The organism is Pseudomonas sp. ESBL9, from assembly GCF_036668715.1.
GTDB lineage: Bacteria > Pseudomonadota > Gammaproteobacteria > Pseudomonadales > Pseudomonadaceae > Aquipseudomonas > Aquipseudomonas lundensis.
Genome location: NZ_JAZEVV010000001.1, coordinates 127,213 through 152,739 on the forward strand (window position 1 = coordinate 127,213; position 25,527 = coordinate 152,739).

Below are 25,527 nucleotides of genomic sequence, written 5' to 3' on the forward strand. Positions count from 1 at the left end.
AAAGCGGGCGATGAACCCATAAAAAATGCCCTGTATCAATTTGATACAGGGCATTTTTTATGGGCGTGCCTTTTTGCTGGCCAAAGCGTCGAACGAACGTGCATAACTCTCACCTTCACGTGCGCTTCGGGAAACCCCATGTCGTTCATTCAGTCAAATTGGACTCATCTTTTAGCCGCTCTCTGGTTTGTCGTGTGCTGGGGTGGCTACACCCGCTATGCCACCTGGAAAGCGCGCGACACGGCTTGTCTGGCCAGTGTGCTGCACTTGTATCGAAAGGACTGGATGCGCCGCATGCTGTTGCGCGACAACCGCATTGCCGACGCTAGCGTGATCGGCAATCTGGAGCGTAATGCATCGTTTTTTGCTTCCAGCACGTTGATCATCCTGGCGGGTATTCTGACCGTGCTGGGTGCATCGGAGCGGGCAGTGTCCCTGTTGGCCGACATCCCGATGGTGCAACAAGCGTCGCAGGGCATGTCTGAAATCAAGTTGTTATGCCTGGCACTGGTGTTCGTCTATGCCTTTTTCACCTTTAGCTGGTGCATGCGCCAATACAACTTTGCCGCCATCCTTATTGGTTCGGCGCCCATGATTGGCGAGCGCGATGTGGCGGAACAAGAGCGCAAGGCGTTTGCATTGCGCGCCGCTAAAGTGATTTCGATGGCGGCCAACCAGTTCAACTTTGGCCTGCGTTCGTATTACTTCGGCATGACCATGCTGGCGTGGTTCGTCAGCCCGTGGTTATTCATGCTCATGAGTGCGGGTGTTGTCGTGGTTTTATACCGACGCGAGTTTCATTCCGACGTGTTGAGTGTCATGGTCTACACCCCGACTGAGGCGCTATTGCCTGAGCCAAACAAGGACGCAACCCCATGAGTATTCCGTTCTGGTGTGTGTTTATCAGCGCGTTGCTGATTTTTATTGCACGCATACCCGTAGCAAAAGCCATGAAAGAGCAGGGCGGTTATGACAACCAATTGCCCCGTGAACAACAGGCACGTTTGACCGGTTTGGGCGCGCGGGCACTGGCAGGGCATCAAAACAGTTTTGAAGCCTTCATGCTGTTTGCCGCCGCTGTATTGATGGCACACACCACCCAGACTCAGGGCTTTGTGATTGACACTTTGGCCATCGTTTTTGTCTGTGCGCGGAGTGTGTTTTTGCTGTGCTATTGGGCAGATCTGGCGTGGCAACGCTCCGTGGCCTGGGTGGTCGGAATGCTTTGCACGCTGTTGTTAATGTTGAGCCCGACGTTCAAGACGCTGTTGCTCTGATCGGTCAAACTGCAGACAAAGTAAAGCCCGCATCAAGCGGGCTTTCTTTTGCAGCCAAGTAAAGGAATTACTTGGTAGCAGGAGCGGCTTCTGGAGCAGCCGGTGCAACTGGAGCAGCCGGAGCGGCTTCTTCAGCAGCAGCTTTGTTCGATTCAGCTTGAGCTTTAGCCGCTTCAGCATTCTCTTTTGCTGCTTCGTTTACTTTGTCTTGTGCTTCATTCATTTTTTCTTGAGCTTGCTCGGAGTGTTGAGCAGCATCTTGTGCTTTGTCTTCGGATTTTTTGTCGCAAGCAGCGAGACCGAGGGAAGCAGCCAACATCAAGGCAACAGCGAAAGTCTTACGCATGGGGTGTTTCTCCTTATTGAGTATATCTACCGGCCGTTTGAGCACAGGCCGATAGCTTAAGTTCCTTGGGTGTGCAGATATATAAATGCACGCCGCGCGCGAATTCTACGCAGTCACCGGCGGACAAGCCAAGCACATTAGTAATGGCCCGGTAATATCGTCGTAATGCCCTGTATAGAGGGGCTCGACACGGTGCAGCAACCGGCGAAAAGCAATGGGTCCGTTTTGATTCAAAACACAGGCCTTGAAATTTCGATGCCAGCCCCAACGTTCATGACATCCCGCCGCCAACCCTCTAGGGCGTGGCTCATGCCATCAAATTGGAGTTTTATAACAATGAGCGTGGAAACTCAAAAGGAAACCCTGGGCTTCCAGACCGAGGTCAAGCAACTGTTGCACCTCATGATCCATTCGCTGTATTCCAATAAGGAAATCTTCCTTCGCGAATTGATCTCGAACGCCTCCGACGCTGTCGACAAATTACGTTTTGAAGCGCTGTCCAAGCCAGAACTTCTGGAAGGCGGCGATGAACTTAAAATCCGTGTGAGCTTCGACAAGGACGCCAAGACCGTCACCCTCGAAGACAACGGTATCGGCATGAACCGTGACGACGTCATCACCCACTTGGGTACGATTGCCAAGTCCGGCACTGCCGATTTCATGAAAAACCTCTCGGGCGATCAAAAGAAAGATTCGCACTTGATCGGTCAATTCGGCGTGGGCTTCTACTCTGCTTTTATCGTCGCTGACAAAGTCGACGTGTTCAGTCGTCGTGCCGGTACACCTGCCAGCGAAGGCGTTCACTGGGCGTCCAAAGGCGAGGGCGAGTTTGAAGTTGCCACGATCGAAAAACCTGAGCGCGGCACCAAGATCGTTCTGCACCTGAAGTCCGGCGAAGAAGAATTCGCCGATGGCTGGCGCCTGCGCAACATCATTAAAAAGTACTCTGACCACATCGCCTTGCCGATCGAGCTGCCAAAAGAACAGGCCGCTGCAGAAGGCGAAGAAACGCCTGCGCTGGAATGGGAAACCGTTAACCGCGCCAGCGCCTTGTGGACCCGTCCTCGCACTGAAGTCAAGGACGAGGAATACCAAGAGTTCTACAAGCACATCGCCCATGACTTCGAAAACCCGCTGGCCTGGAGCCACAACAAGGTCGAAGGCAAGCTGGAATACAGCTCGTTGCTCTATGTGCCTGCCCGCGCTCCGTTTGACTTGTACCAGCGTGAAGCGCCTAAAGGCCTGAAGCTGTACGTACAGCGCGTATTCGTCATGGATCAGGCTGAGTCCTTCCTGCCGCTGTACCTGCGCTTCATCAAAGGCGTGGTCGACTCCAACGACCTGTCGTTGAACGTGTCGCGTGAAATCCTGCAAAAAGACCCGATCATCGACTCCATGAAGTCGGCGCTGACCAAGCGTGTCCTGGATATGCTGGAAAAACTGGCGAAGAACGAGCCCGAGAAATACCAGGGCTTCTGGAAAAACTTCGGTCAGGTGATGAAAGAAGGCCCGGCTGAAGATTTCGCCAACAAAGAAAAAATCGCCGGTCTGCTGCGCTTCGCGTCTACCCACGAAGAAGGCGGCGAGCAGACGGTTTCCCTGGCGCAATACCTTGAGCGTGCCAAAGAAGGCCAGGACAAGATCTACTACCTGACCGGTGAAACCTACGCTCAGGTCAAAAACAGCCCGCACTTGGAAGTCTTCCGCAAGAAAGGCATCGAAGTGCTGCTGTTGACCGACCGTATTGATGAGTGGCTGATGAGCTACCTCAGCGAATTCGACGGCAAAACCTTTGTTGACGTAGCCCGTGGCGACCTCGATCTGGGCAATCTGGACTCCGAAGAGGACAAGAAAGCCGCAGAAGAAGTGGCCAAGGCCAAAGAAGGTTTGGTAGAGCGCATCAAGACGGCCTTGGGCGACAGCGTCAGTGAAGTGCGTGTATCGCACCGTTTGACGGACTCCCCGGCCATTTTGGCCATTGGCGAGCAGGATCTTGGTTTGCAAATGCGTCAGATCCTTGAAGCCAGCGGTCAGAAAGTGCCGGATTCCAAGCCCATTTTCGAATTCAACCCGGCTCACCCGTTGATCGAAAAACTGGATGCGGAACAGAGTGAAGAGCGTTTCGGCGATCTGTCGCACATCTTGTTCGACCAGGCGGCACTCGCGGCAGGCGACAGCCTGAAAGATCCGGCGGCCTATGTCCGTCGACTCAATAAGTTGTTAGTTGAGTTGTCCGTGTAAGACGTCTATAAAAACCCGCTTCGGCGGGTTTTTTTTGTTTCAAATTCAGAGGTTTTCAATGGAATCAATAACGCTCCAATCGGTGATCTACCAAATTGATGGCCAGCCTTACGAGGGCCGTCTTGCCTATGATTCGAGCCGAGCGGATCCGTTACCGGGGTTGCTGATGGCGCCCAACTGGATGGGTATCAGTACCGGGGCTGAAGAGATTGCCAAGTCCGTGGCCGAACAGGGCTACGTTGTACTGATTGCCGACTTGTATGGTCAGGGTGTCCGGCCATCGAACGCTGACGAGGCGGGTGCGGCGATGATGCCGCTGAAAAACGACCGTGCCTTGCTGCGTAAACGCATGTGGGCCGCCTACGATAACTTGCGTACCACCTCGTTTGCCAAGGTCGACAGCGCCAAACTCGCAACCTTCGGCTTTTGTTTCGGCGGCTGTTGCTCGCTGGAGCTGGCCCGTGGCGGAGCGCCGTTGAAAGCAGCGGTATCCTTCCACGGTACTCTGGATACCCCCAATCCTGTTGATGCCAACAGCATCAAGGGCGCCGTTCTGGTGCTGCACGGGGCGTCCGACCCCCTGGTGCCCCACGAGCAGCTCCCGGCCTTTGAAAACGAGATGAATGCAGCGGGCGTTGACTGGCAGTTGCTCAGCTATGGTGGCGCTGTGCACTCGTTCACAGATCCCCACGCCAACGTCCCGGGCAAGATGATGTACGACGCCAAAACGGCGAAGCGCGCTTTTATCGCGATGCATAACCTGCTGGATGAAGTGTTCAGGGATTGATCGCTTCACCCGCAGCAATGACGCTGGCTGTTACAGCGCTGTGTGTTTGATCGTCTCGCTGATGGTCAAGTCCCGCATCAGCAATGCATAGCCCAGGTCCACTTGATCGGGAATCGGCAGGTACACCGTGTGGCCATCACCGGGCGCAACCTCAATTGGCAAGTTGGCACTGCTGTGTAATTGATAAAGGTCGAAGTGGTAGTTGCCGCGCGGGGTCATCAGTTCCAGATGATCGCCCACGGCAAACCGGTTTTTAACCTTGACCTCGGCCATGCCGTTGCGCCGTTCCCCTGTCAGCTCGCCCACGAACTGCTGACGCTGGGACAGTGAACTGCCATGCAGGTAGTTCTGGTACTCGTCATGCACATGGCGACGCAGGAAGCCTTCGGTGTACCCGCGTTGCGCCAGAGACTCCAGGTCAGTCATCAGGCTTCGGTCAAAATCACGGCCTGCCACGGCGTCATCAATGGCCTTGCGGTATACCTGCGTGGCCCGGGCGCAGTAAAAGTGCGACTTGGTGCGGCCTTCGATTTTCAGCGAATGCACGCCCATGTGCGTCAGTCGGGACACGTGCTGAACGGCGCGCAGGTCCTTGGAGTTCATGATGTATGTGCCATGCTCGTCTTCAAACGCCGCCATGGGCTCTTCAGGACGATTGGCTTCATGCAACATAAACACCTGGTCGGTCGGCTGGCCTATGCCCAGGGTCGGCTCCACAGACGGGTCAACCACGTTGACGATATTGCCCAATTCATTCTCGGTGGCGGGCGCAGCTTCATACTTCCAGCGGCAAGCGTTGGTGCAACTGCCCTGATTGGCATCTCGCTTGTTCATGTAGCCGGACAACAGGCAGCGCCCCGAATAGGCCATGCACAGCGCGCCATGCACGAAAATCTCCAGCTCCATGTCAGGCACTTGCTGACGAATCTCTTCGATTTCTTCCAGTGACAATTCGCGGGACAGGATGATTCGGCTCAGCCCCTGCTGGCGCCAGAATTCGACGCTCGCCCAGTTCACCGTATTGGCCTGCACCGACAGGTGGATCGGCATGTGTGGAAAGTGCGTGCGCACCAGCATGATCAGGCCCGGATCAGACATGATCAACGCATCCGGGGCCATCGCAATCACCGGTTCCAGGTCCTTGAGAAAGGTACGCAGCTTGGCATTGTGCGGCGCGATATTGACCACGACGTAAAAGCGTTTGCCCTGGGCTTGCGCTTCTTTAATGCCGATGGCCAGGTTGTCGTGGTCGAATTCGTTATTGCGCACCCGCAAGCTGTAGCGCGGTTGGCCTGCGTACACGGCATCGGCGCCATAAGCGAAGGCGTAACGCATGTTCTTCAGGGTGCCGGCAGGGGCGAGGAGTTCGGGCGGTGCAAGGGACATAGTCGAGCCATTCGCAAAGGGCGCGATGTTAATCGAGCTTAAACAGTGGAATGTTGATCTGGATCTATGCTTTATGCAGCAACGATGGCACTTGGCAGACGCTTTGCGGACTAAGCAGGCGCTAACCGACGAATGTGCGCCTTACTGACATGGACGGCCTATGAACGAAACAAGCCTGCAACGCAAAACCCTGCTGTTATTGTTGGCCTTGGTCACAATTGCTTTCATCTGGATTCTGTTGCCGTTCTACGGCGCGATTTTCTGGGCCGTCGCACTGGGGATTCTGTTCGCCCCCTTGCAACGTAAATTACTGCTCAAGCTCAAGGGGCAACGCAACCTGGCGACCTTCGCCACCTTGGGCATATGTACCGTGATCGCCATTTTGCCGGTCATCGTCACCACCGCCCTGCTGGTGCAGGAAGTGGCGATGCTCTACAACGACGTGCAAAGCGGCAAGATCAACGTCGCAAGCTACGTCATGCAGTTCAAAGACATCTTGCCGATGAATGTTCAGAATTGGCTGGACCGCTTTGGCCTGGGCAATATCGCCGGTTTGAGTGAAAAAGTGTCTAAGGGTGCGCTGGAAGGCAGCCAGTTCTTTGCCACGCAGGTCTTCAGTTTTGGCCAGAGTACCTTCGAGTTGGTGGTGAGCTTTTTCATCATGTTGTACCTGCTGTATTTCTTTATCCGTGATGGCCAGCAGATGGTGCGCAGCATTCGTAATGCGGTGCCGCTGGCTGAGCAACAGAAGCGTTTGCTGCAGCTCAAACTGCGTCGCGTGGTGCGGGCGTCGGTCAAGGGCAACCTGGCAGTCGCTATCACACAGGGTGCCTTGGGCGGGCTGATGTTTTGGTTCCTGGGCATCCACAGTTCGTTGTTCTGGGCGGTGTTGATGATGTTTCTGTCGCTGCTGCCCGCCGTCGGCGCCGGTATTGTCTGGGCCCCGGTGGCCATCTACTTTCTGGTGACGGGCCAGGTGTGGGAGGGCGTGGTTCTGGCGCTGTATGGGGTGTTGGTGATCGGCATGGTGGATAACGTACTGCGCCCGATTCTGGTGGGCAAAGACACCAAAATGCCGGACTTCCTGATCCTGATCTCCACCTTGGGCGGCATGGCCATTTTTGGTCTCAATGGCTTTGTGATCGGGCCGTTGATCGCAGCCCTTTTTCTCTCCAGCTGGGGACTGTTCAGCGGAACGCGTCGCAAAGTCCGACTGCCCGCTGACATTCAGCCACGCGACTAGCGGAAGTTGTAAGACACCCCGACGTAGGCGCCCATGCCTTCGCCGGGGGTTGAGCGCGCAGCGTCCTTGCCCATATCGTCATAACCGGGCGTGACCGTTGCGGCGTAGCGCTGGCGGGTCAGGTTGCGCAGGTCGAGCCAGGTTTGCCAGTCTTTCTTGGGTGAGGCATACCCGAATGTGGCGCCCCACAGCCTGTACGAAGAGGTGTAATACGAGTTGGCGTAATCCACGGCCATGGGTGAAGCCACCTGCGTGTTGACACCCGCGTAGAACCCGCGCGGATGGTTGTAGCGAAGCTCGGCCTGATAGTAATGGCGGGGAATGCCGGGCAGCGCGTTACTGCCAAAACGATCGTCGTTGCGGTAGTGGAAGTCACTGAATGTGTAGGCCTGTCGCAAAGAGACGTTGCCAATCCCGTCTTTCTCCCACAACAGACTGTTGAGCCCGGCTTCAATCCCTTGATGAACAGTGGGGCTGGCGTTGGATTCGCCCACAATCGGTGCTTGAGTGGCGGTTGCAGCCTGAGTTTCGACGCTGAGTAACTCGTGGCGAATGGCCGAGTAGTACCAGGCGAGATCCCATTGGCCGAGCCATGAGTCGCCGCGAGTCCCCAACTCAAGAGTCGTGGCTGTTTGATTGCGTAAGGCAACAGGTGTGCTTTGACGGCGGGTGGCAGGGCCATTCCCGACGGGGAAAGTGATGGGCGAGCCCCAGATCATTGACCATGGGTGAGGCGGCTCGACGGAGCGACTCACATTGCCATACACCTGTAACTGGGAACTGAATTCATAACGCAGGCCGATACGTGGCGCGTAGTCCCAATCATGTTGGCTGACCTTGCCGCCGCTCTCGGGGTAGCTCACCTCGCTTTCACGACGGGTATAGATAAGGGCCATGCCTGTGGTGAGCCATACATCGGGTATCAGTTCCAGATCGTTGCTGGCGTGCAGCACGGTGTCCGAGCCTTGGTAGCTGAAGTCACGCATCTTTGTACCCGGAGGGTACGCTGCGGTGTTGCCCGCCGGTATCCGCACATACTCCGAAGCCCCGCTATTGGGCAGGTGCTTGGTACTGCGCAAGCCCACGGTGGTGTTGCTTTGCTGTCCGAACAGCGTGTCACGACGCTTGTAGTTCAAGGTGCCGCTCACATCGGTGTAGGCGACTTTCAGCCGGTTAGGGCCTTCACGCAGGTCCATCGGGTAGTCGTGATACACCATCGCAGCTTCAAGTTGCGAATTGTCGTCCAGGTACATCGTCGTCTTGTTGGCGAACCACGTACTGCCGGGTTGTGGACGGCTGTAATCTCCGGCGACATAGACCGGGTTGGACGAGCGGGGATGATGCTTGATCTGATCTTTAGTGACCCGGCCTGCCAGTTGGTTATCAGTCTCGCGATAGCGCAAATAAAAGCGCGTCTCCAATTGCGGGCTGAAACGATAACCGATGTTCGCCGCCATACCTTTGCTGCTGCCACGGGTATGGTCTTGATAACCGTTGGTATCGGAGTCATTCAGGGAAATGTAGTAATCAAGATCGCCCAGTACTTGCCCCGAACTGATCTGGCGCTTTTGATAGCCGTAACTGCCTGCCTCATACCGCACTTGCAGCGGGGCGGCGTCGTAGCCGGTATGGGTGACGTAGTTGATCGAGCCGCCCAGAGCCAGTGCCCCTGCGTCAAAACCATTGGCGCCGCGCAGGACTTCGGCGCGGCTGAGCCATAACGGTTCAAACAACTCATAAGGTGTGCCACCGGGACCGGTCAGCGGCAACCCGTCGAACATCACGTACAAACCTGAACCGTGCGCGCCGGGTACCCGATTGAGGCCAGAACCGCGCACCGAAACCTTGGCACCGTCATTGCCCGCTGACTGCGCATAGACGCCGGGCTGGTACGCGAGCACGTCGGTATTGCTGCCTGTTCGGCCGGTTTCAACCGTGTTCAGGTCAATCACATTGCTGGCGCCGGGCACTTCGTTCATCCGGGCTCGGGCCAAGTCCAACTCGCTGCTTTCTTCACTGCGAACCTGAACTTCCCCCAGCTCAAGTGGCCCTGCGAAGGAGGGCGATGCACAGGCAAGGGCCAAAGGCAGTAGCGGATAACAGAGAGAACGCATGAATGACAGGTCCAGGAGTGGTCGGGCGGCGCGCAAGCCTATACAAGGCAAGAATCGCTCGCAACCAGCACTTGGGGCTGAGGGTTTAATCAGTCGGTGATTGCAGCACATAGCATTCAAACAACTCCAGTTGGCCCGGCCGCGCGGCCAGGGAGGACATGAGGTTCAAGCCCAATACGCCCGCCCAATACCCCATATTGGGTAGCACCGGGGTATGGCCGAACACGATTGCCAACGCCCCCGGCTTCAATTGCCTCAAAAGCAGCACCAGCAGGTGTTGGGCTTGATCGCGACTCATCACCTCGGCGTTGAGAAAGCGCAGAAACATAACATCGCATTCTGCCGCCGGCTCCAGCGTTGCTTGCGCCGCACGATGGTGAAATTCCAGATTGGGTAATCGATGACGGGCGCGAGCCTGGTCGATCATGCTTGATGAGCAATCGGCCCCCGTGCAACGGGTATGGGGCAGGGCGCGGGCAATGGACGCCATGAACGCACCGGTGGAACACGCCGGGTCGAGGAGTTGAGCACCGGGCGTGAGTCGCGATTGCAGCAGGGCGATGCAATGCTCTCGAAAGTGCTGTTCATCCCTGTCCAGTGTATGGGCCAGTGCTTCGCTGAAGCGCCAGTGCTCCTCGCGCATGACGTGTTCCTGTGCGCGGTTATCGAGGACAGGGTAGGGGAAGTAGAGCGCGCTGTCCGTCAGGTTGGATGCCAGGAGAAAGCGCTGAGTTTTTTCTTGCTCGCACGCCGTAATGAACTGCACGGTGATGCCATCGTTCTCATAAACAACACGGGTAAAGCGTCCCAGCAACATGGACGGCTGGATCAGGCTAGACAGGTGCTGTCTGCCTTCGAAGGCGGTTGTAAGTGTTTTACGGCCCACCCAAAGGGTGTCCTTGATAGTGAGCATGAACAGGTTGTTAAGCCCGGGACCCACGGGTTCTGTCCACGACTTGTGTTGGTGGGGCTTCATGCAGCAGATCTCACGGATCTGCTGCTGGACGTGCTGCTCTTGGTGGACGCTCAGGCCATGATTCATAAGGTCACCCGTAACACTCATTGAGTGCCTGTCCGTGGGCTTGCGGGATGACAACGTTACCGGTGCTTACGATATAAAAACGTTCAAGCCCCGGAATCACCACATTGGCCAACGTGGTACCGCTGTCGGTTTGATAGAGGATGCTGATCCCCAGTTCGCGGTTGTGGCTGCGCACGTTATGGGCAATGACGCGAATCTGTTCGTCCAGCGTGTGGTGTTCGCAGTCCGCCGGTAGCGTCACACATTGCTGACGGGACTTGCTCATTAGGCCGTCTATATCCAGATGTAAACAACGCTGGAGCCGGGGGAACGGTGCCAAGTGACGCCATTGCCGTTCCAGGTGTCGGGCAGTGTCGGCACGGGTTGCGCTCAAACGCAATTGCACCAGTTCGGTCAGGGCGCGTTCGGCAGCATGGGGGGCGCTTAATGAAGTACCACAACCGAAAAGGCCAATAGGCCGGTTATCGCCAAGGCTGAAGGCGAGGTAGGTGTTAACGCAAAACTCACTGCTGATGTCGAGTAGAACCACGTCTGCATCCAACTCTGATTCAACGTCCTGCCAGAGTGTGGCCAGTGGATGGGGAGGTTGCGGACGCTGCACCCGACGTAGAGGCCGGTCTTGTTGATAATAAAAATGTCTGAGCAGGAAAAGTGAAAGTGCATCGCGCTCCAGGCATTCATTAATGGCGTGCAGTGCTGCTTCGTTGTAGGTGGCGCCAATGGCGATGCCGCTGTTGCTGAAGTAACGCCGAATACCGGCGTAGTAGAAGGTGTCCCCGGCCAACGGCCTGGCGCTGTACGCGGGCAAGCTGAAGGCGACCGGGTAGTAGAAGGTCGAAGTGTCGAGGGGACTGTGGTATTGGCGGCTGGCGATGTGAGCTTCAGTGTGTTGAATGACGCAATCCAGAAGACTGTCGTCGTGAAAGAACCCGTCGCGCGCGTAACGGTTCGCAGGGCGCATCTCAATCCCCGCGTGCATTTCATGGTGTTCGCTCAGGTAGTGTTCCAGCGCCTCGAAATAGGCCCCTACCAAGGCGCTGTCAGCATAGCCTTTTCCGGAACCGGCCCCCTTGGGCGTCGTGTGTGCGTCAGTCAGCGTGACGCGGGTATTCACGACGCGTTCCCCGAGCGTGTGAGCCGAGCCGACAAGCCCGAGGCAGGCCAGTTCTTGAAGCACTCGGGCATAGGCCTCGGCTAATGAAAGCTCACGTTCGTGCGCAATAATCGAGTGAGTCATAAGACATTCCGATTTAAGGAGGGGACGTCACAAACGTCCCCTCTTTGAAGTATCAGTCTGCGGTGAGTTCTTCTTTCTCAGCGTCGGTCAGTTCAAGTTGTTCCAGATGTTGCTGCTCGGTCTGTGAATCAAGCGTTTCTGTATCTGGCAGCGCTTGGGTGTTCATTGCCATGTAGTAGCCCATATCGAAAACCTTTTCTTATTGGATGGTTGGTTTGAATTGGCTTTGACTGTCAAAGCACGCGTTGAATTTAGTGGTGCCTGTTATTTCATGTCAATGAACGTTATTTTCAAAATTTTAGTTGAGGGCAATGTTTGGGTACATGTTTATAGTTGCTCGGCGCTGTTCAATATATCGTCGCTGTGCTGTTACGCAGCACACAGTTTAGCGTGCTGCTTCAGGCCGATAGGAAAAAGGCAATTGAGTTGGAGTGCAAGGTGGTGCGTGTAAGATGTTTAGAGTTGAACTTCAAATAGGGTACTTGCGCCGCGTAGAAAATCTTCTGGCGTGTGTAGTGGTTTTTATTGATTTAAGAAAAAGAGGATGAATTCAACTTCATTAGTCAGTATTTTCTTACACGAGCCTCAAGGATTCAGTGTTTCGCGAATTTTACTGAGTAAGGTTGGCTCAAGCGCATTGTGGCCAGCCCTCACCTGTACGACTGAGGCGCGAGACCGTTTCCGAAGCCACTCAAGGCTGGCCATACCGCACGTATCGTCGATGCCCTGAATCAGGGTCATCCTCGGACTAATCCTGAGGAGCATGTCGGCAGGGGTGAAAAAGTAGTGATTGAGGTGGTAATGCAGTTCGAGGCGGATGGAGGCAATGGCTGAGTGATCCACAAAGGCGTTCAGTTGCTCATCAGTCATGGACTCTCCCAGATGCGCTTTGCTCCAGTACATTGCCGCCGTCTGACGGGCTTGCGGGGTGCCGGTGCATAACGTGTTGTAGGTTCGCTGAAGGGTCAGTCCTGCCTCGGGTAAACGTTCAAGGGTCTGCTGAAGTATCCGGTCATAGGTATCGAAAACCTCATCGACAGGTGCAAATACGGAGGCGGCAATGCCGCGTTTTACCCGATGCTTAAGACGGTGCTGGTATTTCAACGCCAGCCAACTGCCCCACGACACTCCGAGCAGGCTGATGCGCTCAAAACCGAAATAGTGCCGCAGATCGTCTATGTCTTGAACCACTGCATCAGTGTTGTTGTTTGTTAACTCGCCTTGGGGAGTGGAGCGTCCGCAGCCTCGCTGATCAAATAAAATAACGTCAAAATGATTAAGGTCGAAGAACAGCAGATGCTTGTTGTTGCAGTAACCGCCTGGCCCGCCATGAAGAAAGAAGATGGGCTCGCCTTGGGGGGTTCCATGTCGCTCCCAATATAATTGATGACCGTCGCTCGTCGAATAATGACCGCTATGTTCAATGGCGGGATGCATAAAGTATTCCTGTATGTGTAAGCGTGAAGTGCAAGGGTGAGTTCAGGTAAGTGGTTGAACGTGAAAGTGAAAGGCTGATGAATTTATGAGGGGCGACAATGACTGTCAATGCGTCGTTGATCAGGATTCTGTTGGGTATTTTTTATAAGCTGTACACGTAAGAAGGTGTGTTCATATGCAATGTTTTAAATAGGTAAAGAATGTTTGATTCATGTGTTTAAGTTAGGCGTGAGTTCACAGTTAAATCGTGTGACAGGCGTTATCAGCGAATGGGTAGAAAGCTTAAATAAATGACCATTTTTACTGTCAGTCGTCGGTGGGTCGATGTGGATTTCTTAGGCTCCTGCGCGGCGTGGGGTGTGATAACGCGCAGACAAAAAAATACCCCGTGAAAGCCAGGCTTTCACGGGGTAGTGGGGCGAGCGAAGGGTGTTTAGCCCAGCAAGCCCAGTGTTGCGCGTTGCACCAGTTCCAGCATCGGCTGAGGGTAAACGCCCAGCACGAACACCAGTATCGACACCGCCAGCAGCATGACGCCGCCTGCCTTCTGCTCCCAGTTCAACGGGGCATCGTGGCGATGCAGTTTTGGCTCAACCAGGTACAGGGTGACCATCACACGCAGGTAGTAGAACACGCCGATGGCGCTGCCCAGGATCAGGGAAGCCACCAACCACCATTGCTGCGCCTGAACACCGGTAGCAATGATGTAGAACTTGCCGATGAAGCCTGCGGTCAGCGGAATACCGGCCAACGACAACATCATCACGGTCAGCACGGCAGTCATGTACGGACGGCGCCAGAACAGGCCGCGGTATTCATACAGGGCATCCGCATCACGCCCTTTGTAAGGCGAGGACATCAACGTGATCACACCGAATGCACCCAGGCTGGTGAGCACGTAGGTGATCAGGTAAACGCCGATGGCTTCCATGGCCATGCCTTTGCTCGCAACCAGAGCGATCAGCAGGTAGCCGAAGTGAGCGATCGACGAATAACCCAGCAGACGCTTGAGGTTGGTTTGCGTCAGCGCCAGCAAGTTACCAAACAGGATCGAGGCGATCGCGATCACGGTCAGTACATCGCTCATCACACCGGTGGTGGCCGCCGGGGAGATCTGGAACAACCGCACCATCACTGCGAAGACAGCGACCTTGGAGGCGGTGGCCAGGAATGCAGCCACAGGAGCTGGCGCCCCTTCGTACACGTCTGGTGTCCAAAGATGGAAAGGAACCAACGACAGCTTGAACGCCAGACCGACCAGCATCATGCCCAAACCCAGCTGGGCAATGGCGCTCGGAGCGCCTGTGGCGGCCAGTGCGTGACCAATACCGCTGAAGCTCAGGCTACCCGCTTCGGCATACAACAAGGCCATGCCGAACAACAGGAACGCAGAACCGGCCGCCGACAGCACCATGTATTTGATGCCGGCTTCCAGTGAGCGCTTGTTGAAAAAGGCATAAGCCACGAGCCCGTAAACAGGCACCGAAAGCAGTTCCAGACCGATGAACAGGCCAGCCAGGTGTTGCGCGCTGACCAGTACCAGTCCGCCCGACGCTGCCAGCAGCATCAACAGGTAAAGTTCTTCGCGGTTGCCCGGGTAACCGGTGCCGCCTTCACCCAGATAAGCATGCGCAAGTGTTACGCAGGCCAGGGTCGCGACCAGAATCAGCCCGATGTACAAGTAGGCAAAGTTGTCCAGCATCAACAGCGGAGTGACCGCCAGTGGAGCGACTTTCAACGCCGGGAAGATCGACAGCAATGCCAGGTTAAGACCCGCCACCGAAAGCAGGAAGGTCTGTGAGTGGTTGCGGCGCCACGCGATTGCCAGCATCACCACAACGAGGGTGATGCTGGTGATCAACAGTGGAGCAAGCGCGATAAAGTGTTGGATCGTGAATTCCATAGCGCTCTTACCGGGCCGAAGCGAGTTGAGTGAAGGCGGTGCCGAGCCATTGCTGCACGCCATTCATGGTCGCAGCAGAGGTGTCGAGGAACGGTTGCGGGTACACGCCGATGAAAATCAGCAGAACCGCCAGACCGAGCACCATGATCATTTCACGTGCATCCATGCCGGCCAGTACGGCGTCGGACTTGGAAGGGCCGAAGTAGGCGCGGTGAATCATGATCAACGAGTAGACCGAACCAAACACCAGGCCGGTTGTTGCAATCGCCGTGACCCAAGGGAAGCTGGCGAACGAGCCCATCAGGATCAGGAACTCGCCAACGAAGTTACCGGTGCCCGGCAAGCCCAGCGACGCCGCGGCAAAGAACAGGCTAATGGCTGGCAGGTAAGCGATCTTCGACCACAAACCACCCATTTCACGCATGTCACGGGTGTGCAGGCGCTCGTACAACTGACCGCTGAGGATAAACAGTGCCGCCGCCGATACACCGTGCGCCAGCATCTGGATCACCGCGCCCTGCAGAGCCAGCAGACTGCCGGAGTAAATCCCGATCAGTACGAAGCCCATGTGGGAAACACTGGAAAAAGCGATCAGACGCTTGATATCGGTTTGTGCGAAGGCGAGGAATGCGCCGTAGAAAATCCCGACCAGGCCCAGTGTCATGGCAATCGGCGCGAATTCGGCCGAAGCATTCGGGAAGAGCGGCAGGGCGAAACGCAGCAGGCCGTACGCAGCGGTTTTCAGCAAGATACCGGCCAGGTCGACCGAGCCCGCGGTAGGCGCTTGCGCGTGAGCATCCGGCAACCAGGAGTGGAACGGCACGACCGGCAGTTTCACGGCAAATGCAATGAAGAAGCCGAGCATCAGGATGTACTCGGTGGTGAGCGACATCTTGGTTTTCAGCAACTCGGCATAGCTGAAGGTCAGCACGCCGGTTTCATTGAAGTTGACCAGCACCAGACCCAGGATCGCCACCAGCATGATCAGGCCGGAAGCCTGGGTGAAGATGAAGAACTTGGTCGCTGCGTAAATACGGGTTTTCTTGCCGTCCGATGAACTGTGACCCCAGAGCGCGATGAGGAAGTACATCGGCACCAGCATCATTTCCCAGAAGAAGAAGAACATGAACAGGTCGATGGCGAGGAATACGCCGACCACACCGCCCAGGATCCACATCAGGTTCAAGTGGAAGAAGCCCACGTGACGCTGGATTTCTTTCCAGGAACACAAGACCGACAGCACACCCAGCAAGCCGGTGAGCAAGATCATCAGCAGGGACAGGCCGTCCAGTGCCAGATGCACGCTGATGCCGAAACGTTCGATCCAGACGTGCTTGAATTCAAGCGCCCAGACCGGGTCGGCACCCGGGTTAGGGGCCAGGTGGTAATCCCCGTGCGCCCACAGCCAAAGGCCGAGCGCAAGTTCGAGGGACATGGTCAGCAACGCAATCCAGCGTGGCAGGGTGGCGCCGAAGCGCTCACCCAGCCAGCACAACAGGCCGCCGATAAAGGGGATCAGGATTAGCCAAGGCAGAATCATGACGGGCTCAATTCCTTTCGCAATGTCGAAGGTTCATATCAGACCGCTACCAGTACGATGGCGCCCATGACCAGTACAGCACCGGCAGCCATGGAAGCAGCGTACCAACGCAGTTGACCGGTTTCGCTGCGGCTCAGGGCGTTGTGCCCGGCCTTGGCCATCTTCGGGACCAGGCCGATGGTCTGGTCCAGAGGGTCCTTGCGCAGCAGGCGGCAGATCAACAGGTACGGTTTGACGAACAGTTTGTCGTACAGCCAGTCGAAGCCCCACGCGGCGAACCACCAGGCCGACAGGAAACGACCGATGCCGCTGTTGGCTACAGCCGTCACGAAACGACGTTTGCCCAGGTAAAGCAGGGCTGCCAGCAGGATACCGGCCAATGCGATGGCGCCCGAGGCGATTTCAAGGCTGTGCTTGGCTTCGCCGCCGGCATGGCCAACGCTTTGTGGCAGTACGCCCGCCAGAGGAGGCGTGATCATTGCGCCGATAAAAGTCGACAGGACGATCAGCACACTCAGTGGCAACCAGTACGAAACACCATGGCCCGCGTGGGCTTCAGTCTTGGCTTCACCGTGGAAGGTGATGAAGATCAGGCGGAAGGTGTACAGCGAGGTCATGAACGCACCCACCAGACCGGCGTACAGCAACTCGTTGTTACCGCTGGCGAAGGCTTCCCAAAGAATTTCGTCCTTGGAGTAGAAGCCTGCGGTCAGCAGAGGCAAGGCCGACAAGGCCGCGCCGCCGACGATGAAGCTGATGTAAGCCAGTGGTAGTTTTTTCCACAGGCCGCCCATCTTGAAGATGTTCTGCTCGTGGTGGCAGGCGACAATCACCGCACCGGAAGCAAGGAACAACAGTGCCTTGAAGAAGGCGTGGGTCATCAGGTGGAAAATCGCACCATCCCATGCGCCGACGCCCAAGGCCAGGAACATGTAGCCGATCTGGCTCATGGTGGAGTAGGCGAGGATACGCTTGATGTCGGTTTGCACCAGTGCCGCAAAGCCGGCCAGTACCAGTGTCACGCCGCCCACGATGCCCACCAGATGCAGGACTTCAGGCGCCAGGGTGAACAGGCCGTGGGTACGAGCGATCAGGTAAACACCGGCGGTCACCATGGTGGCGGCGTGGATCAGTGCCGACACGGGCGTCGGGCCTGCCATGGCGTCTGCCAACCAGGTTTGCAGAGGCAATTGCGCCGATTTACCGACCGCGCCGCCCAGCAGCATCAGGGTCGCCAGCACGATCCAGAAATCACCGGCCTGGAACTTCAGCGGTGCCTGAACCAACAGCTCCTGAATGTTCAAGGTGCCCAACTGCTGGAACAAAATGAACAGGCCGATGGCCATGAACACGTCGCCGATGCGGGTCACGATGAAGGCTTTGAGTGCGGCGTTACCGTTGTTGCGGTTGCTGTAGTAGAACCCGATCAACAGGTAGGAGCACAGGCCCACGCCTTCCCAGCCGAAGTACACGAACAACAGGTTATCGGCCAGGATCAGGAACAGCATGCTGGCGATAAACAGGTTGGTGTAGGCGAAGAAGCGCGAGTAGCCGTCTTCACCGCGCATGTACCAGGAGGCAAACACGTGGATCAGGAAGCCGACGCCGACCACCACGCCGAGCATGGTGACTGACAGGCCGTCCAGGTACAGGGCGAAGTTCGGTTTGAACTCGCCCACTGCCATCCATTGCCACAGCACTTGCGTGTAGTGACCGCCTTCAGGCGGCGCAACGTTGAATTGCCAGATCACGTACGCGGCCACCAGCGCCGACAGGCCGATGGAGCCAACACCGATCAGGGCCGAGAGGTTTTCGCTGAAGCGTCCACGGGAGAACGACAGCAGCAAAAAGCCGATCAGGGGGAATACGAAAGTCAGAAAGAGAAGGTTCATCCGCGCATCTCACTGGCAGCATCGATATCAAGCGTGTGGAAGCGGCGATACAGCTGCAGCAGGATCGCCAGGCCAATACTGGCCTCAGCGGCTGCCAGGGTGATCACCAGAATGAACATCACTTGTCCATCCGGCTGCGCCCAGCGTGCACCGGCAACGATGAACGCCAGGGCAGCCGCGTTCATCATGATTTCCAGACTCATCAATACGAAGAGAATGTTACGGCGAACCATCAGTCCAACCAGACCGAGGCAGAACAGGACACCTGCTACTGCAAGGCCATGTTCCAAAGGTATTCCAGGCATCTTATTGCTCCTTCGCCTCGTTGCGGCCCAAGTGGAACGCCGTCACCGCTGCTGCAAGCAACAGCATCGAGGCGAGTTCGACCACCAGCAGATACGGGCCGAACAGGCTTATGCCGACGGCTTTTGCATCAATGGTGGTTTGACCGATGGCTGCGCCGCTCTGCTGTGCAAACAGCACGTACAGCAATTCGGCCAACAGGATGGCGGACAGAACGCTCGGTCCGATCCAAATGCCGGGTTTGAGCCAGTGGCGCTCCTGCGTCACCGAGGCCGGACCTTGGTTGAGCATCATCACCACAAACACGAACAGCACCATGATGGCGCCAGCGTAGGCGATCACTTCGAGAACGCCCGCAAACGGCGCGCCGAGGCTGAAGAAGGTCATCGCCACGGCAATCAGCGAAATAATCAGGTAGAGCAGGGCGTGCACAGGGTTGGTGTTGGTGATCACGCGCAGCGTGGACACGACAGCGACACCCGATGCGAAATAGAAAGCGAATTCCATCGTTCTTCCTTAAGGCAGCAAGCTCTTCACGTTGATCGGCTCGGCTTCGTTCTGAGCAGCGCCTTTCGGCTTGCCCTCAACGGCCATACCCGCAACACGATAGAAGTTGTAATCAGGGTTCTTGCCGGGACCGGAGATCAGCAGATCTTCTTTCTCGTACACCAGATCCTGACGTTTGAACTCGGCCATCTCGAAATCCGGCGTGAGCTGGATGGCGGTGGTCGGGCAGGCTTCCTCACACAGGCCGCAGAAAATGCAGCGTGAGAAGTTGATGCGGAAAAACTCCGGATACCAGCGGCCATCTTCGGTTTCGGCTTTTTGCAGCGAGATGCAGCCCACCGGGCACGCCACGGCGCACAGGTTACAGGCAACACAACGCTCTTCGCCGTCCGGGTCGCGGGTCAGGACAATCCGGCCACGGTAACGCGGTGGCAGGTAGACCGGTTCTTCCGGGTATTGCAGCGTGTCACGCTTGCGGAAGGCATGGCCAAACACCATCACCAGGCTGCGAAGCTGGGTGTAGGTGCCATGCACGATGTCAAACAAGTACTTGAACATGGGTCTCTATCCTCACTGAACCGCGCCGGCGGGCGTGTTCAACAACACGACTGCGGCGGTTACCAGCAAATTGATCAGGGTCAGCGGCAGGCAGAACTTCCAGCTGAAGTCCATCACTTGGTCATACCGAGGGCGCGGAATAGAGGCGCGCAGCAGGATGAAGATCATGATGAAAAACGCAGTCTTCAGGGCGAACCAGATAAACGGAATCTGCGGCAGGATGCCGAACGGCCCGTGCCAACCACCGAAGAACAAAGTCACCAGCAACGCCGAGATCAACACGATCCCGATGTATTCACCCACGAAGAACATGCCCCATTTCATGCCGGCATATTCAATGTGGTAACCATCGGCCAGTTCCTGCTCCGCTTCCGGCTGGTCGAACGGGTGACGGTGAGTCACGGCGACGCCAGCAATGAAGAAGGTCAGGAAACCGAAGATCTGCGGAATGATGAACCACAGGTTTTGCGCTTGATATTCAACAATGTCACGCATGTTGAACGAGCCGACCTGAACCACGATGCCCATCAGCGACAGGCCCATGAACACTTCGTACGACACAGTCTGGGCCGAAGCGCGCAGGCTGCCGAGCAGGGCGAACTTGTTGTTGCTCGACCAGCCGGCGAACAACACGGCGTACACCGACAGACCGGCCATGGCGAAGAAGAACAGGATGCCGATGTTCAGGTCTGCTACACCCCAGGTCGGGGTGATCGGGATAATCGCGAAGGCGATCAGCAAGGCGCTCATGGCCACTACCGGTGCGAGGGTGAAAATCACCTTGTCGGCAAACGGCGGGGTCCAGTCTTCCTTGAAGAACATCTTGATCATGTCGGCGGCGATCTGAAACGCGCCGAACGGGCCGACGCGGTTCGGACCGTAACGGTCTTGCCACAGGGCGAGCAAACGGCGCTCGACCCAGCTCAACAGCGCACCGCACACCACCACGGCGAGCAGGATTACCACGGCTTTGACCACCGAGAGAATCACGTCGATCACTTCAGGCGTGAACCAGGTCATTGGGCTGCCTCCTGCAAACCGTCAACGGTAAGACCAAAGATCGCAGGCGGGATGCCAGCCAAGCCGGCAGGCAATGCCACCAGGCCAGCACCCAGCTCTTCATTGATACGCAGCGGCAGGCGCAGGGTCACACCGGCTACGTTCAGGCTGAGCAGGGCACCGTCATTGACGCCCAGGCGATCGGCTTCGGACTTGGCCAGTGCGATGTAGGCGGCCGGGATGCGTTCTTGTACCGGCGCGGCTTTCGAGGAGTTCTCCTCGCTGCCCAGCAGGTGATAGAACGGCACGACGTGCCAGGTGCCACGGGCCGGGTTGAACGGGCCTGGAATGTTGGCGCACCAGTTCAGCGAATCACCTTTGCTTTCGATCAGGCGAATGCCCGGATCGCCCGCACGGATGTGGCCGCCGACTTCGTCTTGGAACTTGTTCCACGCTTGTGGCGAGTTCCAGCCCGGCGACCAGGCAAAAGGCACTTGCTGACGCGGCTCAACGGAGCCCGAGTAACCTTCCATGGAGAAGGCGAACGCGGTGTCCGGGTCTTGCGGAGTACGCGGTTCGTGAACGCTGATGTTGGCGCGCATGGCGGTGCGGCCGCTGTAGCGCAGCGGTTCGCGTGCCAGTTTCAGGCCTTTGATGCGGAATTCGGCCGAAGGCGCAGCGTCTACGATGCCGGCCAGATCTGGCGTGCAGGCAGCAGTGGCCTGAGTCACGTGATCCAGCAGCGTCCAGTCCACCGGCTTGTTCAGCAGGGTGCTGCGCAGGGCGTGCAACCAGCGCCAGCCTTCATGGATCAGGTTGGCGGAATCCAGATAACGAGGGTCGAACACCTGGAAGAAGCGCTGGGCGCGGCCTTCCTGGCTGACCAGCGTACCGTCGGCTTCAGCGAAACTGGCGGCCGGTAGTACCAGATCGGCACGGTCGGTGGTGGCGGTTTTCTGATGGTCGGCAACAATCACAACCTTGGCAGCGTCCAGCGCAGCGTTCACCTTCACGGCGTCCACGCGGGTGAACAGGTCGTTCTCCAGCACCACGATGGCGTCTGCCTGGCCGTCAATCACGGCTTGCAGCGCGGCGTCTACCGATTCGCCGCCGAGCATGGCCAGACCCAGGCTGTTGGCTTCCGGCACGACCAGGCTGATGGAGCCGGCTTTTTCGCGCAGGTGCAAGGCTTTGGCAATGTTGCCCGCCGCTTCGATCAGGGCTTTGGAGCCCAGTGACGTACCGGCAATGATCAGGGGGCGCTTGGCAGCGAGCAAGGCGTCTGCGATGCGCTGGGCCAATTGCTGGGCTTCGGCATCCAGACCGTCGACAGCAGGCGCGCTTGCATCGAGGGCGTGAGCCACGGCGAAGCCGATGCGGGCCAGATCGTCCGGTGCAGCGTGAACGCATTCTTCAGCGACGTCGTCCAGCTTGGTTTCAGCCAGGCTGGCGATAAACAGCGGATTCAGCGCGTGCTGACCGATGTTTTTCACCGCGGCGTCAAGCCATGGCTGAACGCGCATGGCCTCGGCCATGTCTTCAGCTTTGCCCTTGACGGACTGACGCAATGACAGCGCCATACGAGCGGCGGTCTGGGTCAAGTCTTCACCCAGAACGAAAATCGCGTCATGGTCTTCGATGTCGCGCAGGTTCGGCACCGGCAGCGGGCTGTCCTTGAGGACTTGCAGCACCAGGCGGATACGCTCCAGCTCACCGGCTTCGATACCCGAGTAGAAGTGCTCGGCGCCTACCAGCTCGCGCAACGCGTAGTTGCTTTCGAGGCTGGCACGAGGCGAACCGATACCCACAATGTTGCGACCGCGCAGCAGTTCGGCGGCCTTGTCCAGGGCCGCGTCGACGCTCAGCTTGTTGCCGTCGGCCAGCAGCGGCTGACGTGGGCGGTCGCTACGGTTGACGTAGCCGTAACCGAAGCGGCCACGGTCACACAGGAAGTACTGGTTGACCGAACCGTTGAAGCGGTTTTCGATCCGGCGCAGCTCGCCATAACGTTCGCCCGGGCTGATGTTGCAGCCGCTGGAGCAACCGTGGCAGATGCTGGGCGCAAATTGCATGTCCCACTTGCGGTTGTAGCGCTCGGAGTGGGTTTTGTCGGTGAACACACCGGTCGGGCAGACTTCGGTGAGGTTGCCCGAGAACTCGCTTTCGAGAACGCCGTCTTCAACGCGACCGAAGTACACGTTGTCGTGGGCGCCGAAAACGCCGAGGTCCGTACCGCCCGCATAGTCTTTATAGAAGCGCACGCAGCGGTAGCAGGCGATGCAGCGGTTCATCTCGTGAGCGATGAACGGGCCGAGTTCCTGGTTCTGGTGGGTACGTTTGGTAAAGCGGTAACGGCGTTCGTTGTGACCGGTCATCACGGTCATGTCTTGCAGGTGGCAGTGACCGCCTTCTTCGCACACAGGGCAGTCGTGCGGGTGGTTGGTCATCAGCCATTCGACAACGCTGGCGCGAAACACTTTCGCTTCTTCGTCGTCGATGGAAATCCAGCTTCCGTCAGTGGCCGGGGTCATGCAGGACATCACGATACGACCACGGGTGTCGTTCTCGTCGGTGTATTGCTTGACTGCACACTGGCGGCAGGCGCCAACACTGCCCAGGGCAGGGTGCCAGCAGAAATACGGAATATCGAGTCCCAGCGACAGACAGGCCTGTAACAGGTTGTCTGCCCCATCGACTTCGAGCTCTTTGCCGTCTACGTGGATAGTGGCCATGGTTCAAAGGTCTTCGTTGGCCCGGTGTCAGCGGGCGTGGCTAATGGAATCTTGTTATTCGTTCGAAGCAACCCAGCCTTACGGCGTTATCGAACGATCAGAGGGCGGCACGGACCGCCCCCATTCAGAACGTTACGCGCCGATAACAATCGGGCGTGCCAGAGGGGGAACACCGGGTTTTGCTTGCGCAATGCCGGCTTCGAACTCTGGACGGAAGTACTTGATTGCGCTGCCCAGTGGCTCCACGGCGCCCGGTGCGTGAGCACAGAACGTCTTGCCCGGACCGAGGAAACCCACCAGACCCAGCAGGGTCTCGATGTCGCCCGGCTGGCCTTCGCCTTTCTCGATGGCCATCAGCAGCTTGACGCTCCATGGCAGGCCATCACGGCACGGGGTGCAGAACCCGCACGACTCGCGCGCGAAGAACTGTTCCATGTTGCGCAGCAGTGAAACCATGTTCACGCTGTCATCCACGGCCATGGCCAGACCCGTACCCATACGGGTACCGACTTTGGCAATACCCCCGGCGTACATTTGTGCGTCGAGGTGCTCGGGCAACAGGAAACCCGTACCGGCACCGCCTGGCTGCCAGCACTTGAGCGTGAAGCCGTCGCGCATGCCGCCTGCGTAGTCTTCGAACAGCTCGCGAGCGGTGACGCCAAACGGCAGTTCCCACAGCCCGGGATTCTTGACCTTGCCGGAGAAGCCCATCAGCTTGGTGCCATGGTCTTCGCTGCCTTCGCGGGCCAGGGATTTGTACCAGTCAACGCCATTGCCGATGATGGCCGGTACGTTGCACAGGGTCTCTACGTTGTTCACGCAGGTCGGCTTGCCCCAAACGCCCACGGCCGCCGGAAACGGCGGTTTGGAGCGCGGGTTGGCGCGACGGCCTTCAAGGGAGTTGATCAGTGCGGTTTCTTCACCGCAGATATAACGCCCGGCACCGGTGTGTACGAACAGTTCGAAATCAAACCCCGAACCCAGGATGTTTTTGCCCAGCAGGCCTGCTGCCTTGGCTTCTTCGACGGCACGGCGCAGGTGCACGGCCGCGGTGGTGTATTCGCCACGCAGGAAGATGTAGCCGCGGTAGGTTTTCAGGGCGCGAGCACTGATCAGCATGCCTTCGATCAGCAGATGGGGCAGTTGCTCCATCAGCATGCGGTCTTTCCAGGTGTTGGGCTCCATTTCATCGGCGTTACACAACAGGTAACGGATGTTCATGGATTCGTCTTTGGGCATCAGCCCCCACTTCACACCCGTGGGGAAACCTGCACCGCCACGACCTTTGAGGCCGGCGTCTTTCACGGTCTGGACGATATCGTCCTGAGCCATGTCGGCGAATGCCTTGCGGGCAGCCGCGTAGCCGTTTTTGGCCTGATATTCGTCAAGCCATACCGGCTCGCCGTCGTCACGCAGACGCCAGGTCAACGGATGGGTTTCTGCCGTGCGCGCAATGCGGTTGGCAGGCCCGAAAGAAGTCAGGGTCATGGGTAGCCCTCCAACAACGTGGCAACGCCCGATGGCTGGACATCACCGAATGTGTCGTCGTCGATCATCAACGCCGGCGCTTTGTCGCAGTTGCCCAGGCAGCACACCGGCAGCAGCGTGAAGCGGCCGTCTGCGGTGGTCTGGCCCAGGCCGATGCCCAGCTTGGTCTGGATCTCGCTGACCACGGACTCGTGACCACCGATGTAGCAGACCATGCTGTCACACACGCGAATGATGTGACGGCCGACCGGCTGGCGGAAGATCTGGCTGTAGAACGTCGCCACGCCTTCAACGTCGCTGGCGGGAATGCCCAGCAGCTCGCCGATGGCGTAGATCGCGCCGTCCGGCACCCAGCCACGTTCCTTTTGAACGATCTTCAGGGCTTCGATCGACGCTGCGCGCGGATCTTCGTAGTGATGCATCTCGTGCTCGATGGCCGAGCGCTCGGTTTCGCTAAGGGCGAAACGGTCTGTCTGGATAAGCGTGCTGTTCATG

22 protein-coding genes are annotated in these 25,527 nt (G+C 57.5%); 5 read left to right on the forward strand and 17 right to left on the reverse strand.

Features of this window, described 5'->3' with window-relative positions:
• The first annotated feature begins 138 nt into the window (after nucleotides 1–138).
• Together V6F78_RS00540 and V6F78_RS00545 are read left to right on the forward strand one after the other, a co-directional pair.
• Nucleotides 139–879, forward strand: a complete 741-nt coding sequence (locus V6F78_RS00540) for a DUF599 domain-containing protein (protein WP_047274276.1) — start codon at nucleotides 139–141, stop codon at nucleotides 877–879.
• The gene (locus V6F78_RS00545; protein WP_047277739.1) at nucleotides 876–1,277 is read left to right on the forward strand and encodes an MAPEG family protein; all 402 of its coding nucleotides are present in this window, start codon (nucleotides 876–878) and stop codon (nucleotides 1,275–1,277) included. The genes V6F78_RS00540 and V6F78_RS00545 overlap by 4 nt, the downstream gene beginning before the upstream one ends.
• Before the next feature lie 67 nt (nucleotides 1,278–1,344).
• Here V6F78_RS00545 and V6F78_RS00550 read toward each other — a convergent pair whose 3' ends face one another.
• Nucleotides 1,345–1,623, reverse strand: a complete 279-nt coding sequence (locus V6F78_RS00550) for a hypothetical protein (protein WP_047274280.1) — start codon at nucleotides 1,621–1,623, stop codon at nucleotides 1,345–1,347.
• 336 nt (nucleotides 1,624–1,959) lie between these two features.
• Between V6F78_RS00550 and htpG the strand changes: the two genes are divergently transcribed.
• Nucleotides 1,960–3,864 carry a molecular chaperone HtpG gene (gene htpG, locus V6F78_RS00555; RefSeq protein ID WP_047274282.1) on the forward strand — a complete coding sequence of 635 codons (1,905 nt, stop codon included), beginning with the start codon at nucleotides 1,960–1,962 and terminating at the stop codon, nucleotides 3,862–3,864.
• 58 nt (nucleotides 3,865–3,922) lie between these two features.
• The gene (locus tag V6F78_RS00560) at nucleotides 3,923–4,651 is read left to right on the forward strand and encodes a dienelactone hydrolase family protein (RefSeq protein ID WP_047277737.1); all 729 of its coding nucleotides are present in this window, start codon (nucleotides 3,923–3,925) and stop codon (nucleotides 4,649–4,651) included.
• Nucleotides 4,652–4,681: 30 nt separating this feature from the next.
• Here V6F78_RS00560 and trhP read toward each other — a convergent pair whose 3' ends face one another.
• Entirely contained in the window at nucleotides 4,682–6,037 is a 1,356-nt protein-coding gene (gene trhP, locus V6F78_RS00565) for a prephenate-dependent tRNA uridine(34) hydroxylase TrhP (protein ID WP_048375846.1), read from the reverse strand.
• A 160-nt stretch (nucleotides 6,038–6,197) separates the two neighbouring features.
• Between trhP and V6F78_RS00570 the strand changes: the two genes are divergently transcribed.
• On the forward strand, nucleotides 6,198–7,280 hold the full coding sequence (locus V6F78_RS00570; protein WP_047274288.1) for an AI-2E family transporter: 1,083 nt from the start codon (nucleotides 6,198–6,200) through the stop codon (nucleotides 7,278–7,280).
• Here V6F78_RS00570 and V6F78_RS00575 read toward each other — a convergent pair.
• The 15 genes from V6F78_RS00575 to nuoE form a co-directional block, all read right to left on the reverse strand.
• Nucleotides 7,277–9,394: a TonB-dependent receptor family protein gene (locus tag V6F78_RS00575; protein ID WP_332726437.1), complete on the reverse strand. Its 2,118-nt coding sequence runs from the start codon at nucleotides 9,392–9,394 to the stop codon at nucleotides 7,277–7,279. The two genes, V6F78_RS00570 and V6F78_RS00575, sit on opposite strands and share 4 nt — an antisense overlap.
• A gap of 85 nt (nucleotides 9,395–9,479) precedes the next feature.
• Nucleotides 9,480–10,436 (reverse strand): class I SAM-dependent methyltransferase, encoded by a 957-nt coding sequence (locus V6F78_RS00580; RefSeq protein ID WP_332726438.1) that lies wholly within the window; start codon nucleotides 10,434–10,436, stop codon nucleotides 9,480–9,482.
• A 4-nt stretch (nucleotides 10,437–10,440) separates the two neighbouring features.
• The gene (locus V6F78_RS00585; RefSeq protein WP_332726439.1) at nucleotides 10,441–11,673 is read right to left on the reverse strand and encodes a YcaO-like family protein; all 1,233 of its coding nucleotides are present in this window, start codon (nucleotides 11,671–11,673) and stop codon (nucleotides 10,441–10,443) included.
• A gap of 52 nt (nucleotides 11,674–11,725) precedes the next feature.
• On the reverse strand, nucleotides 11,726–11,857 hold the full coding sequence (locus V6F78_RS00590; protein ID WP_257011166.1) for a hypothetical protein: 132 nt from the start codon (nucleotides 11,855–11,857) through the stop codon (nucleotides 11,726–11,728).
• A gap of 401 nt (nucleotides 11,858–12,258) precedes the next feature.
• Entirely contained in the window at nucleotides 12,259–13,110 is an 852-nt protein-coding gene (locus tag V6F78_RS00595) for an alpha/beta fold hydrolase (protein ID WP_332726440.1), read from the reverse strand.
• A 433-nt stretch (nucleotides 13,111–13,543) separates the two neighbouring features.
• Entirely contained in the window at nucleotides 13,544–15,013 is a 1,470-nt protein-coding gene (gene nuoN / locus V6F78_RS00600; protein WP_047274292.1) for an NADH-quinone oxidoreductase subunit NuoN, read from the reverse strand.
• Nucleotides 15,014–15,020: 7 nt separating this feature from the next.
• Nucleotides 15,021–16,553, reverse strand: coding sequence for an NADH-quinone oxidoreductase subunit M (gene nuoM, locus V6F78_RS00605; protein ID WP_047292770.1), 1,533 nt, complete (start codon nucleotides 16,551–16,553; stop codon nucleotides 15,021–15,023).
• Nucleotides 16,554–16,591: 38 nt separating this feature from the next.
• On the reverse strand, nucleotides 16,592–18,445 hold the full coding sequence (nuoL, locus tag V6F78_RS00610; RefSeq protein ID WP_047277731.1) for an NADH-quinone oxidoreductase subunit L: 1,854 nt from the start codon (nucleotides 18,443–18,445) through the stop codon (nucleotides 16,592–16,594).
• Complete coding sequence (gene nuoK / locus V6F78_RS00615) at nucleotides 18,442–18,750, reverse strand: NADH-quinone oxidoreductase subunit NuoK (RefSeq protein WP_003446970.1); 309 nt, start codon at nucleotides 18,748–18,750, stop codon at nucleotides 18,442–18,444. Before nuoK ends, nuoL begins: the two co-directional genes overlap by 4 nt.
• Before the next feature lies 1 nt (nucleotide 18,751).
• Entirely contained in the window at nucleotides 18,752–19,255 is a 504-nt protein-coding gene (gene nuoJ / locus V6F78_RS00620; RefSeq protein WP_047292772.1) for an NADH-quinone oxidoreductase subunit J, read from the reverse strand.
• Nucleotides 19,256–19,264: 9 nt separating this feature from the next.
• A complete protein-coding gene (nuoI, locus tag V6F78_RS00625) occupies nucleotides 19,265–19,813 on the reverse strand; it encodes an NADH-quinone oxidoreductase subunit NuoI (protein ID WP_016780194.1) in 549 nt (182 codons plus the stop codon).
• A gap of 12 nt (nucleotides 19,814–19,825) precedes the next feature.
• Complete coding sequence (gene nuoH / locus V6F78_RS00630; protein ID WP_047274301.1) at nucleotides 19,826–20,833, reverse strand: NADH-quinone oxidoreductase subunit NuoH; 1,008 nt, start codon at nucleotides 20,831–20,833, stop codon at nucleotides 19,826–19,828.
• Nucleotides 20,830–23,544, reverse strand: a complete 2,715-nt coding sequence (gene nuoG / locus V6F78_RS00635) for an NADH-quinone oxidoreductase subunit NuoG (protein ID WP_047277730.1) — start codon at nucleotides 23,542–23,544, stop codon at nucleotides 20,830–20,832. Before nuoG ends, nuoH begins: the two co-directional genes overlap by 4 nt.
• A 132-nt stretch (nucleotides 23,545–23,676) precedes the next feature.
• On the reverse strand, nucleotides 23,677–25,032 hold the full coding sequence (gene nuoF / locus V6F78_RS00640) for an NADH-quinone oxidoreductase subunit NuoF (protein WP_047274304.1): 1,356 nt from the start codon (nucleotides 25,030–25,032) through the stop codon (nucleotides 23,677–23,679).
• Nucleotides 25,029–25,526 (reverse strand): NADH-quinone oxidoreductase subunit NuoE, encoded by a 498-nt coding sequence (gene nuoE, locus V6F78_RS00645; protein ID WP_047274305.1) that lies wholly within the window; start codon nucleotides 25,524–25,526, stop codon nucleotides 25,029–25,031. Before nuoE ends, nuoF begins: the two co-directional genes overlap by 4 nt.
• Between the last annotated feature and the right edge of the window lies 1 nt (nucleotide 25,527).

What these genes read in the sequence shown, in the direction of transcription:
- nuoM (WP_047292770.1), bottom strand. Translation starts at nt 16,553, where the DNA reads ATGATTCTGCCTTGGCTAATCCTGATCCCCTTTATCGGCGGCCTGTTG.
- V6F78_RS00540 (WP_047274276.1), top strand. Translation starts at nt 139, where the DNA reads ATGTCGTTCATTCAGTCAAATTGGACTCATCTTTTAGCCGCTCTCTGG.
- V6F78_RS00595 (WP_332726440.1), bottom strand. Translation starts at nt 13,110, where the DNA reads ATGCATCCCGCCATTGAACATAGCGGTCATTATTCGACGAGCGACGGT.
- V6F78_RS00570 (WP_047274288.1), top strand. Translation starts at nt 6,198, where the DNA reads ATGAACGAAACAAGCCTGCAACGCAAAACCCTGCTGTTATTGTTGGCC.
- nuoN (WP_047274292.1), bottom strand. Translation starts at nt 15,013, where the DNA reads ATGGAATTCACGATCCAACACTTTATCGCGCTTGCTCCACTGTTGATC.
- V6F78_RS00550 (WP_047274280.1), bottom strand. Translation starts at nt 1,623, where the DNA reads ATGCGTAAGACTTTCGCTGTTGCCTTGATGTTGGCTGCTTCCCTCGGT.
- nuoL (WP_047277731.1), bottom strand. Translation starts at nt 18,445, where the DNA reads ATGAACCTTCTCTTTCTGACTTTCGTATTCCCCCTGATCGGCTTTTTG.
- V6F78_RS00560 (WP_047277737.1), top strand. Translation starts at nt 3,923, where the DNA reads ATGGAATCAATAACGCTCCAATCGGTGATCTACCAAATTGATGGCCAG.
- V6F78_RS00545 (WP_047277739.1), top strand. Translation starts at nt 876, where the DNA reads ATGAGTATTCCGTTCTGGTGTGTGTTTATCAGCGCGTTGCTGATTTTT.
- V6F78_RS00585 (WP_332726439.1), bottom strand. Translation starts at nt 11,673, where the DNA reads ATGACTCACTCGATTATTGCGCACGAACGTGAGCTTTCATTAGCCGAG.
- trhP (WP_048375846.1), bottom strand. Translation starts at nt 6,037, where the DNA reads ATGTCCCTTGCACCGCCCGAACTCCTCGCCCCTGCCGGCACCCTGAAG.
- V6F78_RS00580 (WP_332726438.1), bottom strand. Translation starts at nt 10,436, where the DNA reads ATGAATCATGGCCTGAGCGTCCACCAAGAGCAGCACGTCCAGCAGCAG.
- nuoF (WP_047274304.1), bottom strand. Translation starts at nt 25,032, where the DNA reads ATGACCCTGACTTCTTTCGGGCCTGCCAACCGCATTGCGCGCACGGCA.
- nuoG (WP_047277730.1), bottom strand. Translation starts at nt 23,544, where the DNA reads ATGGCCACTATCCACGTAGACGGCAAAGAGCTCGAAGTCGATGGGGCA.
- V6F78_RS00590 (WP_257011166.1), bottom strand. Translation starts at nt 11,857, where the DNA reads ATGGGCTACTACATGGCAATGAACACCCAAGCGCTGCCAGATACAGAA.
- nuoH (WP_047274301.1), bottom strand. Translation starts at nt 20,833, where the DNA reads ATGACCTGGTTCACGCCTGAAGTGATCGACGTGATTCTCTCGGTGGTC.
- nuoE (WP_047274305.1), bottom strand. Translation starts at nt 25,526, where the DNA reads ATGAACAGCACGCTTATCCAGACAGACCGTTTCGCCCTTAGCGAAACC.
- htpG (WP_047274282.1), top strand. Translation starts at nt 1,960, where the DNA reads ATGAGCGTGGAAACTCAAAAGGAAACCCTGGGCTTCCAGACCGAGGTC.
- nuoK (WP_003446970.1), bottom strand. Translation starts at nt 18,750, where the DNA reads ATGCCTGGAATACCTTTGGAACATGGCCTTGCAGTAGCAGGTGTCCTG.
- nuoI (WP_016780194.1), bottom strand. Translation starts at nt 19,813, where the DNA reads ATGTTCAAGTACTTGTTTGACATCGTGCATGGCACCTACACCCAGCTT.
- V6F78_RS00575 (WP_332726437.1), bottom strand. Translation starts at nt 9,394, where the DNA reads ATGCGTTCTCTCTGTTATCCGCTACTGCCTTTGGCCCTTGCCTGTGCA.
- nuoJ (WP_047292772.1), bottom strand. Translation starts at nt 19,255, where the DNA reads ATGGAATTCGCTTTCTATTTCGCATCGGGTGTCGCTGTCGTGTCCACG.